Source organism: Pseudomonas rhodesiae (genome assembly GCF_007858255.1).
GTDB classification, from domain to species: Bacteria; Pseudomonadota; Gammaproteobacteria; order Pseudomonadales; family Pseudomonadaceae; genus Aquipseudomonas; species Aquipseudomonas rhodesiae.
Genome location: NZ_VFEU01000028.1, coordinates 50,427 through 61,853, shown reverse-complemented (window position 1 = coordinate 61,853; position 11,427 = coordinate 50,427). Strand labels below are relative to the sequence as shown.

General features: G+C 60.9%; 10 protein-coding genes, 1 tRNA gene and 1 pseudogene. 7 read left to right on the top strand and 5 right to left on the bottom strand.

From position 1 onward, the window contains the following. From FIV35_RS29795 to FIV35_RS25360, 4 genes and pseudogenes are all read left to right on the top strand, one after another. Positions 1-233, top strand: a 233-nt coding sequence (locus FIV35_RS29795) for a hypothetical protein (protein ID WP_211363916.1), incomplete at its 5' end; no start/stop codon positions are given. Continuing rightward, positions 215-991 (top strand): annotated as a pseudogene (locus FIV35_RS30400) (PAS domain-containing protein); the annotation flags it as partial. The gene FIV35_RS29795 and the pseudogene FIV35_RS30400, both read left to right, overlap by 19 nt. Further along, a complete protein-coding gene (locus FIV35_RS30395) occupies positions 971-1,531 on the top strand; it encodes a methyl-accepting chemotaxis protein (RefSeq protein WP_414860535.1) in 561 nt (186 codons plus the stop codon). The pseudogene FIV35_RS30400 and the gene FIV35_RS30395, both read left to right, overlap by 21 nt. 58 nt (positions 1,532-1,589) lie before the next feature. Beyond that, on the top strand, positions 1,590-2,165 hold the full coding sequence (locus FIV35_RS25360) for a flavin reductase family protein (protein WP_034136775.1): 576 nt from the start codon (positions 1,590-1,592) through the stop codon (positions 2,163-2,165). A gap of 15 nt (positions 2,166-2,180) precedes the next feature. Here FIV35_RS25360 and FIV35_RS25355 read toward each other — a convergent pair whose 3' ends face one another. Further along, positions 2,181-2,990, bottom strand: a complete 810-nt coding sequence (locus FIV35_RS25355) for an AraC family transcriptional regulator (protein WP_034136776.1) — start codon at positions 2,988-2,990, stop codon at positions 2,181-2,183. Between the two features lie 159 nt (positions 2,991-3,149). Between FIV35_RS25355 and ddlA the strand changes: the two genes are divergently transcribed. Further along, positions 3,150-4,244 carry a D-alanine--D-alanine ligase gene (gene ddlA, locus FIV35_RS25350; RefSeq protein ID WP_034136777.1) on the top strand — a complete coding sequence of 365 codons (1,095 nt, stop codon included), beginning with the start codon at positions 3,150-3,152 and terminating at the stop codon, positions 4,242-4,244. Between the two features lie 37 nt (positions 4,245-4,281). On the opposite strand, the gene ggt is transcribed toward ddlA, so the two are convergent. From ggt to FIV35_RS25330, 4 genes are all read right to left on the bottom strand, one after another. Next, positions 4,282-6,111, bottom strand: a complete 1,830-nt coding sequence (ggt, locus tag FIV35_RS25345) for a gamma-glutamyltransferase (RefSeq protein ID WP_052198903.1) — start codon at positions 6,109-6,111, stop codon at positions 4,282-4,284. Positions 6,112-6,148: 37 nt separating this feature from the next. Beyond that, on the bottom strand, positions 6,149-6,928 hold the full coding sequence (locus FIV35_RS25340; protein ID WP_034136778.1) for a PhzF family phenazine biosynthesis protein: 780 nt from the start codon (positions 6,926-6,928) through the stop codon (positions 6,149-6,151). A gap of 201 nt (positions 6,929-7,129) precedes the next feature. Further along, a tRNA-Met gene (locus tag FIV35_RS25335) sits at positions 7,130-7,206 on the bottom strand. Between the two features lie 226 nt (positions 7,207-7,432). Next, on the bottom strand, positions 7,433-7,984 hold the full coding sequence (locus tag FIV35_RS25330) for an RNA polymerase sigma factor (RefSeq protein ID WP_034136779.1): 552 nt from the start codon (positions 7,982-7,984) through the stop codon (positions 7,433-7,435). Between the two features lie 260 nt (positions 7,985-8,244). On the opposite strand from FIV35_RS25330, the gene sctW reads away from it, so the two are divergent. Both sctW and sctV read left to right on the top strand, forming a co-directional pair. Beyond that, positions 8,245-9,309 (top strand): type III secretion system gatekeeper subunit SctW, encoded by a 1,065-nt coding sequence (sctW, locus tag FIV35_RS25325; RefSeq protein WP_034136780.1) that lies wholly within the window; start codon positions 8,245-8,247, stop codon positions 9,307-9,309. Continuing rightward, on the top strand, positions 9,306-11,399 hold the full coding sequence (gene sctV, locus FIV35_RS25320) for a type III secretion system export apparatus subunit SctV (protein WP_034136781.1): 2,094 nt from the start codon (positions 9,306-9,308) through the stop codon (positions 11,397-11,399). The genes sctW and sctV overlap by 4 nt, the downstream gene beginning before the upstream one ends. Positions 11,400-11,427: the final 28 nt, after the last annotated feature.

The following is an 11,427-nucleotide window of genomic DNA, read 5'->3' as shown; positions in this document are numbered from 1 at the left end:
TTGCGGGTTTGCTTGCGCTTGCCAGCGTACTCGGCGTCGGCGAAGGTCATCTGCTTCATCGGGAAACTCGGTGGGTGGGGTCGCGGTATTTTGCCAAATCAGAAAGTCTTTTTCAGAGTTTCCTTAGGGTTCTACGTGCTTCGTTCGGGCTTCAGAAAACCCCGGCAGCGCCGATGCAGCTCAGATCTATTTCCCTAATCGCCATCGGTGAACCATGTTCAACACCCGTTTGAAGCAAGAGCTAGCAGCTCTTCGCGAAGAGTTGTCCAGCTTGAATCAGGTCAAGGAGAGCCTGGAAAGCGAAATGCTGTGTTTGACTCTGGATGCCGAGGGCCGGGTGGAATGGGCCAATAGCAATTTCCTGCAGGAGCTGGTTTACCAGGCGAGCGCGATTCTCGGACGCCCGATTGAAGAGTTGGTACCGGCTCACGTACGTCAGGACTCGTTCCAACTGCGCTTCAAGAATGCGCTGACACGCGGTGAGCATTTCGCCGGCACCGTGCGCCTGATGCGCGGCAATGGCAAGGAAGCGTGGCTGCGCTCGATTGTGCAGCCTGTGCGCGATGCAAGCGGGCGGATCAAGCGCTTTTCGATCTTCTCCAGCGACCTTACCCGCACCATCGAAGCCTCGCGCGAGCATGAAAACCTGATCGGCGCTCTGGTGCGTTCCACGGCCGTGATCGAATTCGATTTGGGCGGGCATGTGCTCACGGCCAATGACCGCTTCCTCAATGGTATGGGTTACACCCTGGCGCAGATCCAGGGCAAGCATCACCGGATGTTTTGCGAGCCACAGGAATACAACAGCGAAGCCTACGCGCAGTTCTGGCAGCGTCTGAACGCCGGTGAGTTCGTCGCGGCGCGCTTCAAGCGAGTGGATAGCCATGGCCGCGCGGTGTGGCTGGAAGCCACCTACAACCCGGTGCTCGACGCTAACGATCGGCTGTACAAAGTGGTTAAGTTCGCCACGGTGATCACCGATCAGGTCACCCGCGAACAGGCGGTATCCGACGCCGCCAATATTGCCTACAGGACCTCCGTGCAAACCGACAACAGCGCACAGCGCGGCACCGCAGTGGTGACTCAGGCGGTGGGCGTGATGCGCGACCTGGCCCAGCATATGCAACAGGCCGGAGAGGGCATCGAGGCGCTGAACGCTCAGTCCCAAGTGATCGGCAGTATCGTCAAGACCATCAGCGGTATCGCCGAGCAGACCAACTTGTTGGCACTCAACGCGGCGATTGAAGCGGCGCGCGCCGGAGAGCAGGGCCGGGGCTTCGCGGTGGTGGCCGATGAGGTGCGCCAGTTAGCTTCACGCACCAGTAAAGCCACCGAGGAAATCGTCGGCGTGGTGCGCCAGAACCAAGACATGGCGCGCGATGCGGTCAGCTTGATGACCGATGGTCGACTGCAAGCCGAGCAAGGCCTGGCCCTGGCGGCGGAGGCGGGCACAGTGATTGTGGAAATCCAGGACGGCGCGCAGAAAGTGGTCAGCGCGGTAGGACAATTCGCCAATCAACTGTCGAGCTGACCCTTGGGGCTTGTGCTTGAGGTATCGTAGGTTTTTTACGCTTAAAGAGCCGACCTGCATGAGCCCTGCACACTGCCGTCCTGTCCCGCTGCCCAAGGCCTACCGCTTGCTCAATCACGGCCCAACCGTGCTGGTGAGCGCCGCCCATGATGGCCAGCGCACCATCATGGCGGCCGCCTGGGCCATGCCGGTGGATTTCGAACCGCCGAAAGTCGCGGTGGTGTTGGACAAAGCCACCTGGACCCGCCAACTGCTGGAAGGCGCCGGCACCTTCGCAGTGCAGGTGCCGTGTGCGGCCCAGGCCGACCTGGTGCAAACCGTCGGCACGACCAGCGGCCGTGACCTCGACAAGTTCGCCGCCTATGACCTGCGCACCTTCACAGGTGAGCACACCGACGCTCCGTTGCTGGAAGGTTGCGTGGCATGGCTGGAGTGCCGCCTGCTTCCCGAGCCGCACAACCAGCAGACCTATGACCTGTTCCTCGGTGAAGTGGTGGCCGCCTATGCCGATGAGCGCGTGTTCAGTGACGGCCACTGGCACTTCGATGGGCATGACGAGCTGCGCACTCTGCACCATGTGGCGGGCGGGCATTTCCTGACCATCGGCCAGCCGATCGATGGGCGCCTGTTGTAAACCTGACCAGCGCGTTCAACGTCCCAGCATCTTTACCCAGCGCGACGGCGGCATGCCGTAGGTGCTGCGAAATTGCCGGGTCATATGGCTCTGGTCGGTGAAGCCGGCGGTCAGCGCAGCGTCCACCAGGGGTTGGCCTTGGGCCAGCAAGCTGCGCACCAAGTCCAACCGGCGCATGGTCAGGTAGCGGTAGGGGCTGGTGCCGAACAGCAGGCGAAAATCCCGCGACAACGCCCAGCGGTCGCGTCCGGCGTGCTCGGCCATTTCATCCAATGTGATGCTGCGTCCCAGGGCGCTGTGGATAAATTCCCGCGCCCGCTCGGCAGCCACGTAGTCGAAGGTTTTGCGGCTGACGATTGCCCCCGCCGCAGCGCTCAGGGCCTGGGCCAGGTCGAACAGTGCGTCCTGTTCCTGCAACGGGTCGACCGGGCATTCCAGGTTTTGCAGCAGCACGTCGCTGGCGCGGAACAGCCGCGGGTCGGTGGACACACCACCAGGCACAAACGGCAATGGCTTGCCGCCGAGAATCTGCTGGATCAGCGCCGGCTCGACATAAATCATGCGGTACTTGAAGCCTTCCTCGCTGCCGGCGCGGCCGTCGTGGACCTCATCGGGATGAATCACCATGGTCGTACCCGGAAGGCCATGGGTCATGCCGCCGCGGTAATGAAAACTCTGCACGCCCAGCAACGTACGCCCGATGGCGTAGGTGTCATGGCGATGCGGGTCGAAGGCGAAGCCGGCGAAGTACGCCTCGATACGGTCCAGGCCGCTGGCGTGCGGCGCACGGTGGAGCCAGTCGAGCGTGGAGGTCGGGTTACCCATGGTGACTTGTCACAAAAAAGAGGTGCAAACACGTTAACCCAGTGTGGGCGTGCTGTCTGCCGGGGTCTTGTACGATTGTGCAGAGAGCGCCTACCGCGCGTTTGGCAATCGCTGAGCGCCCATGGTAAGAAGCCTTACGTTTAACACTGAGGTCGGGTCATGGGTAAGGTGCGGGTAGGTATTATTTTCGGCGGCCGTTCGGCTGAGCATGAAGTGTCGTTGCAATCGGCCCGCAACATCGTGGATGCCCTCGACCGTACGCGCTTCGAACCGATCCTGATCGGCATCGACAAGGCCGGTCACTGGCACCTCAACGACACCTCGAACTTCCTGCTCAATCAGGAAAACCCGGCCTTGATCGCCCTCAACCAATCCAATCGCGAACTGGCAGTGGTGCCCGGTAAAGCCAATCGCCAAGTGGTGGAAACCTCCGGCCAGGGCGTGCTGGAACATATTGACGTGATCTTCCCCATCGTCCACGGCACCCTGGGTGAGGATGGTTGCCTGCAAGGTTTGCTGCGTATGGCCGATCTGCCGTTTGTCGGCTCGGATGTGCTGGGTTCGGCGATCTGCATGGACAAGGACATCAGCAAGCGTCTGCTGCGTGACGCCGGTATTGCCGTCACACCGTTTATAACGCTCACCCGTGGCAATGCGGCGCGCACCTCGTATGAAACGGCGGTGAAGACACTGGGCTTGCCACTGTTCGTCAAACCGGCCAATCAGGGCTCCTCGGTGGGCGTAAGCAAAGTCAGCAGTGAAGCCGAGTACCGTGCCGCCGTCGAACTGGCGCTGGGTTTCGATGAGAAGGTGTTGGTGGAGTCCGCCGTTCAAGGCCGTGAAATCGAATGCGCGGTATTGGGCAACGACAACCCTATCGCCAGCGGTTGCGGCGAGATCGTGGTGAGCAATGGGTTCTATTCCTACGACAGCAAATACATCGACGACCAGGCCGCTCAGGTGGTGGTGCCGGCCGCGATCAGCCATGACGCCAGCGAACGCATTCGCCACTTGGCAGTGCAGGCGTTTGAAGTGCTGGGCTGCTCGGGGCTGGCGCGGGTCGATGTGTTTCTCACCCACAAGGGCGATGTGGTGATCAACGAAATCAACTCACTGCCCGGCTTCACCCGCATCAGCATGTACCCCAAGTTGTGGCAGGCCGCGGGGATGAGCTACAGCGAGCTGATCACCCGCCTGATCGAACTGGCGATGGAGCGGCATGCGGCGCGCAAGGGGCTAAAGATCAGCCGCTGAGTGAGCCTGTTGCAGTGAGTGGGCTTGCCCCTTCCAGTCAGTCGCCCAGCGCTTGGCCTTCGCGCCGAGGATCGGCGCCGCCGTTCAGCGAGACCTTGCCTTGCGTGTCCCGCATGCGAACGATGGCCTGTACGCCGCTGGTCATCTCGATCTCGCTCAGCGTGTGGCCCTTGTCTTTCAGCGCTTGCTTGAGCGTCGGGCTGAACAGGCCGGCCTCCAGTTCGGTCGCGCTATTGCGACTGCCGAAATTGGGCAGGTTGATTGCGGCCTGAGGATCGAGTTTCCAGTCGAGCATGGCCACCAGCGACTTGCTCACGTATTCGATGATTTGCGAGCCGCCGGGAGAGCCCACGGTGGCCAGCAGCTCCCCGCTCTGGCGGTCGAACACCAAGGTCGGCGCCATGGACGAGCGCGGCCGTTTGCCGGGTTGCACGCGGTTGGCCACAGGCTGGCCATTCTCTTCGGGGATAAATGAGAAGTCAGTCATCTGATTGTTGAGCAAAAAGCCCTGGACCATCAGGTGGGAGCCGAACGCGGCTTCCACGGTGGTGGTCATCGACACCGCACCACCCAGGTCATCCACGGCCACCACTTGCGAGGTGGAGATGCGCAGGGGCGAACGATCCGGCGCATACGCCACCTTCAGGCCGGCCGGTTGACCGGGCTTGGCTACACCCATGCTGCGCTCGCCGATCAACGTGGCGCGCTGGGCCAGGTAGTCCGGGGCGATCAGGCCGGCGACAGGAACCGGTGTGAAGTCGGTATCGGCCACATACAGGGCGCGATCGGCAAACGCCAGGCGCCCGGCTTCGGCGAGCAGATGCACGGCCTCGGGCGTCGGTTCCAGCCCGGCGGGCGACGGGCTCTTGAGCGGCGTCATCGATGCGATGGCCCAGCGTGGGTCACGGGCTTCCAATGCCTGCAAGGTACCCAGGATCTGCGCCACGGCAATCCCGCCGGAGGACGGCGGCGGCATGCCGCACACCCGCCATTGTTTGTAATCGCTGCACAGCGGTGCGCGTTCTTTGGCGACGTAGCGTTGCAGGTCGGCCTGAGACAGGCTGCCTGCGTTGCGATGGCCCTGGACCTTGCGCACGATTTCATCGGCGATCGGGCCGGTGTAGAGCGCGTCCGGCCCTTCCTTGGCGATGCGCTTTAACACCTGGGCCAGCGCCGGGTTTTGCAGCAGGGTACCGGTGGCTTTGGGGCTGCCGTCGGCGTTCAGAAAGTACGCCGCCATGTCCGGCGATTGGGCGATATACGGGTCGGCGGCAATCAGGCTGTGCAAGCGGGGTGAGATCGCGAAGCCTTGTTCCGCCAGACGGATCGCCGGCTCGAACAGTTTGGCCCACTGCAAGTGGCCGGTCTTTTTGTGCGCCATTTCCAGTGCGCGTAAAACCCCCGGCGTACCGACCGAGCGTCCGCCGATCTGCGCTTCGGGAAACGCCATCGGTTTGCCGTCGGCGTTGAGGAACAGTTGACCCGTCGCCCCGGCCGGTGCGGTCTCGCGGCCGTCGTACGCGTGCACCGTTTCGCCATCCCACAGCATGATGAATGCGCCGCCACCGATGCCCGAGGACTGCGGCTCCACCAAGGTCAACACCGCCTGCATCGCAATCGCGGCGTCAATCGCCGAGCCGCCTTGGCGCAACATCTCGCGTCCGGCTTGCGCGGCCAGCGGGTTGGCGGCGGCAGCCATATGGCGTTCAGCGTAACGGGTAGTCAGGTCGGTGCGATAACCCGAGCCCAGCTCCGGCGCCGGTGGTTGTTCGTTGACCGAGGTATGGCAGGCCGTCAGGGCCAGGGTTGCGGCGATGACCGTCAGTTGACGGCGAGAAATCCAAAACACGCGCTGAACTCCGTTCATGGTGAGCAAGATCCGTTGTCCTTTAGGTACGGCTTTTTTACAGGTAAATCGTGCCTTGCATGTACAGCGCGGCCTTGCCGGAGATAATCACGCGGTCGTCTTTGCACTGGCAGTGCAACTGGCCTTTGCGCAGGCCGCCTTGCTCGGCCGTCAGGTGGGATTTGCCCAAGCGCTCGGCCCAGAACGGGGCCAGCGAAGTGTGTGCCGAACCGGTGACCGGATCTTCGTTGACCCCCACATTCGGCCCGAACCAGCGGGAGATGAAGTCAAACCGCGTGCTGCGCGCGGTCACGGCGATCCCGCGTTTGGGCAGGCCCTTGAGGCGTGCAAAGTCCGGAGTCAGCGCGGCCACTTGAGCCTCATCCTGCACCAGCACAATGAAGTCATCGGTGCTGAATACGTCGGCATGCTCAATGCCCAGCGCGGCCAGCATACCGGCGGGTGGCTCGCACGGGTGCGGCACTTTGGCCGGGAAATCCATCGCCAGTTCGTCACCGTTGCGTGTCACCCGAAGCTCGCCGCTGCGGGTGGCAAAACGCAGCACGTCAGAGGTGTCCGCCAGTCGATGAATCAACACCCAAGCCGCGGCGAGCGTGGCGTGACCACACAGGTCCACTTCGACTTCGGGGGTAAACCAGCGCAACTCATAGCCATCGCCACGGCGCACGAAGTAGGCGGTTTCCGAGAGATTGTTCTCGGCGGCGATCGCTTGCAACTGCTCATCAGGCAACCACTCGGTGAGCGGGCAGACTGCGGCCGGGTTGCCGCCGAAGGGCTGTTCGCTGAAGGCGTCGACTTGATAAATGTCCAGTTTCACCGCAGGGCACTCCGTGTGGGGGGAGGCTGGACACTAACAGTGGGTCAAGGGAGCGTCAAAATACAGTTGGGGAGTTTTTTTGTGCGCATGCAGACCGTGTTGCTTATCGTCATCTGCGGCACGGAGCGGGCCAGCGGCCGGCGGGGCTTTTCGGCAGGCATAAAAAAACGGCCTACCTTTCGGTAAGCCGTTTTTAGTACTTGGTGGCTACACAGGGACTTGAACCCCGGACCCCAGCATTATGAATGCTATGCTCTAACCAACTGAGCTATGTAGCCAAGTGGCGCGCATTATTCGCGCAGAACGACAATGCGTCAAGCGTTTATTTTGAATTTTTATCTACGCTTTCAACTGTTTAACCGAAACAGGGCTAAACGGCGACGAGCGGTGAGGTGGAAAGCGGCATCGGTTGCCCGGCAAGCGTTTCCACCGGGCACTGTGAGGTAGGTTTCTGAAGCGGATATTCGGTTGGGCGATATCCCTGCCGCCCAACGATGGCTCCGGTTACGGCTGACGCGGGCTGTGGGTGACGCGCTTGAGTTGTTCGCGAGCCCGAGACAGGCGGGAGCGGACGGTGCCGATAGGTATGTCCAATACGTCGGCGGTGTCTTGGTAGCTACCGTCGGTTTCCAGTGAGGCGTAGAGCGTTTTACGCATTTCCGTCGGCAGATGGTCGATGGCATTCAAGGTTTTTTCCAACCGGCGGTTGACCTCGAATTCCCAGTCCAGGTTGTTGTTTTCATCCTGGCCGTGCCACAGCGATTCGTCGAATTCACAGTGGACCGGCTTGGCATACATTCGCCTGAAGTGATTGCGAATCAGGTTCTGGGCGATGCCGCACATCCAGGTGCTGAGTGTTGCGATGCCGCTGTAGCGTTCACGGTTACGCCAGGCTTCCAAGTAGGTCAATTGCAGAAGATCGTCCGCATCCTCCGGGTTGAGCACCCGCTTGTGGATAAAGCGTCGGAGTTTTTTTTGCTCGTCGTCTGTCAGGTGATGCATGAATTGAGGCGAGCTGCCAACGAGGTGAGCTAAAGCTTCAATAGGGATATTCATGTTTTTTTCCTTTGGGTAGACGCAGTCGAAACATGTCGACAGGACCCCTTTAGCACTGCCTGTGCCAAACGGAAAAAACGCGTAACACCATGATTTATATAATTAAATATCTTGAAAGGTTTGAGATTTGTGCAACCTGCCGCACGGCGGTCTACAGGCTTGTGCAAGTCCTTTCAAATTTGTCCTGAGCTCGTTTTTGATGGAACCGTTCAGGCAGGTCTTGCCACACAGGGAAACACTCTTCCTGTGCTGGTCAGTCCATGAAAGTCGAATCCAAAAATGATGTGCAAGCGCCCCAACGCTTGGATCAACCGGTTCTAAGTCCCGCTACTGTGGCGACGCCCGAGAAGGCGGTCGACGATCTTTCGTTCTTGTTCAGTCAGGAAGTGGACGCCAATTTCCGACCGTTGGCCGAGCGCAAGTTGGGGCTTCGCATCCCTCCCCTCGAACATATGGTGCAACTGTACGATCAGTTGGGTCATCCGGCCCAGGCGACCATGGCATCGATCGCGCGCCGAATCAGGATGCAATTGCTGAAGAAGGCCACTGTTGCACAGTTGCTGGAGCTGACGGGGCGAGACCCGGCCCGGGCTTTTGTGGTGCTCAAGTATGTGGCGGCCCATGCGGACAGCGAGGCGCGTCCGGTCGAGGCTGACTTGGCGCGCGATGCGATTGCGAGGCTGGAAATCCGTTTCAAGGGGGAGATCCAGGCCGGGCTGAACATCGCCTCGGCGCTGCAGGAGGCGGGTATCGATCCGCAGGAGCGCCAGGCCCTGCGTACGCTCTACTACGCCAGCGTAGTAGCGCGGCAATCGCTGGCGACAATGATGCAGGCCTTGCTGGGCGTTTATGGTGGCGAGCGGTTTCACGACGGGCTCAAGATCATGCGTAAAGCCTTGGCGGACGATATTGCCGCGCTGGTGTCGTCAAGCCCCACGACCGTATTGCGCACCTTACTGTTGGGCCTGCAAAGCTGCGGACAGTTGAGCGGTGTATTGGCTGGCTGCCGTGCATTGATTGAGCGCCTGGGTATCGCGCATGACGCCGTGGAATTACTGCAGCGCCTATTGGGTTACGCCGGCAGCGGCATCGGGACCAGTGAGTTCTTGCGCTTGGGCAATGATCTGGGCGGTGGGCCGACCCTTGAGCAACTGGTCGCCCTCAACGCGCTTTATCCACTATTGCAGCAGATGCCCCTGGCATTGTGGCCGGACAATCAGACCCGCCATGAGACCCTGCATGCCCTCATGTTAGTGATCGATGAGTTGGACCGCGGTGTACGTGGGCCCACACGCTTCGCTGGCGAGCCGAGGGCCGCGACGTGACCGCATTGTCGGCCATCAACCGTGTTTTGCTTAAAGTGGCCCAACGCGCCGAAGTTCTCGGCGCGGTGGTGGTCATGGCCATCGTATTCATTTTTATCGTGCCGTTGCCCACCTGGCTGGTGGATATCCTGATTGCGCTGAACATCTGTATCTCGTGCCTGTTGATTGTCCTGGCGTTGTACTTGCCGGGGCCGCTGGCGTTTTCCTCGTTCCCGTCAATTCTGTTGCTGACCACCATGTTCCGACTCGCGCTGTCGATCGCGACCACGCGTCTGATCCTGCTGGAGCAGGATGCGGGCGACATTGTCGAGGCCTTCGGCAACTTCGTGGTGGGAGGCAACCTGGCGGTGGGCATGGTGATCTTTCTGATCCTTACGCTGGTCAACTTCCTGGTGATTACCAAGGGCTCGGAACGGGTGGCCGAGGTTGCGGCGCGCTTTAGTCTGGATGCGATGCCAGGCAAACAGATGTCCATCGATAGTGACTTGCGTGCCGGCCTGATCGACGGTGCGCAGGCTCGCGACAAGCGTGAGCAGTTGTCCCGTGAGAGCCAGTTGTTCGGCGCCATGGACGGGGCAATGAAGTTCGTCAAGGGCGACGCTATCGCAGGCTTGATCATTGTGGTGGTCAACCTGTTGGGCGGTTTCTCCACGGGCATGTTCCAGCATGGGTTGAGTGCATCGGACTCGATGGCGTTGTACTCGGTGCTGACCATCGGCGACGGGTTGATCGCGCAGATTCCTGCGCTATTGATCTCCCTGACGGCCGGCATGATCATCACCCGCGTGGCGCCGGAGGGGCGCAGAGGCATCAGTAATATGGGGGCCGAAATCGCCCGCCAAATGACCAGCGAGCCCAAAAGCTGGGTGATTGCATCGGTGGGGATGCTGGCGTTCGCCGTAGTGCCTGGGATGCCGACAGGGGTGTTTATCCTGATCTCGCTGATCACGGGAACCTTGGGCTATTACCTGATGCGCCAGCGTCAGAAACAGGCAGAACCTGCCGCTGAAACCACCGAAGTCGTGCGTCCTGAAGAGAACGGCCGAGAGGACTTGCGCGGCTTCGATCCATCGCGACCGTACCTGTTGCAGTTCCCCCCGTCCCTGCGCGGAACGCCGGAAGTGACCGATCTTATTCACGGGATCCGACAGTCGCGAAATGCACTGGTGGCCAATATCGGCCTGACGCTGCCGCCCTTCGAAGTCGAGCTGGATGATTCATTGCCCGACGATGAAATGCGTTTCTGTGTGCATGAAGTGCCGATGGTCAAAGCGTCGCTCGTCAGCCTTCTGGCGGTCGATCGCAAAGCGCTGACGGTGGAGCCTGAGCATGGCATACCCGGGTCGGTTGAGCGTGACGAGCAGAACTGGATCTGGCTGCCACCGAATGACCCGCTGCTCGACGACCCGCAATTGGAGCGTTTCACCGCGACGGCCTTGATCATCGAGCGCATGAAGCAAGCCATGATGCTCAGTGGGCCGCAGTTCCTTGGGATCCAGGAGAGCAAATCAATCCTCAGTTGGCTGGAGCACAACCAGCCGGAATTGGTGCAGGAACTGCAACGCATCATGCCGCTGTCGCGCTTTTCGGCGGTGCTGCAGCGCCTGGCCAGTGAGGGAGTGCCGTTGCGGGCGGTGCGGCTGATCGTCGAGTCGCTGATCGAATACGGTCAGCATGAGCGAGAGCCGGAAGCCCTGGCCGACTACGCGCGTATTGCCCTCAAGGCGCAGATCTTCCACCAGTACAGCGAAGCCGATGGGCTGCATGCCTGGCTGCTCTCGCCCCAGAGCGAAAACATTTTGCGTGAAGCCCTGCGCCAGACCCAGACCGGTGTGTTCTTCGCGCTGGACGACGAACACAGCGCGGCATTGATCAACCTGCTCAATCAGGCCTTTACCGTGAGACCCAAAAGCAAAAGCGTGCTGCTGGTAGCGCAAGACCTGCGCAGCCCGCTGCGTACCCTGCTGGTGGAGGAGTTCAACCACGTTGCCGTGTTGTCGTTTGCCGAGTTGGCGAGTACCTCCAAGGTCAAGGTACTGGGACGCATCGATCTGGGCCAGGACGAGCTGATGCGTGGTGCGGTGGCATGAGGATCTCGCCATGGCCTGTGTGGAGGGC

Bases quoted from the DNA above. Each gene is read 5' to 3' on its own strand.
- FIV35_RS25360 (WP_034136775.1), top strand. From the start codon at position 1,590: ATGAGCCCTGCACACTGCCGTCCTGTCCCGCTGCCCAAGGCCTACCGC.
- sctW (WP_034136780.1), top strand. From the start codon at position 8,245: ATGAAAGTCGAATCCAAAAATGATGTGCAAGCGCCCCAACGCTTGGAT.
- FIV35_RS25330 (WP_034136779.1), bottom strand. From the start codon at position 7,984: ATGAATATCCCTATTGAAGCTTTAGCTCACCTCGTTGGCAGCTCGCCT.
- ggt (WP_052198903.1), bottom strand. From the start codon at position 6,111: ATGAACGGAGTTCAGCGCGTGTTTTGGATTTCTCGCCGTCAACTGACG.
- ddlA (WP_034136777.1), top strand. From the start codon at position 3,150: ATGGGTAAGGTGCGGGTAGGTATTATTTTCGGCGGCCGTTCGGCTGAG.
- FIV35_RS25355 (WP_034136776.1), bottom strand. From the start codon at position 2,990: ATGGGTAACCCGACCTCCACGCTCGACTGGCTCCACCGTGCGCCGCAC.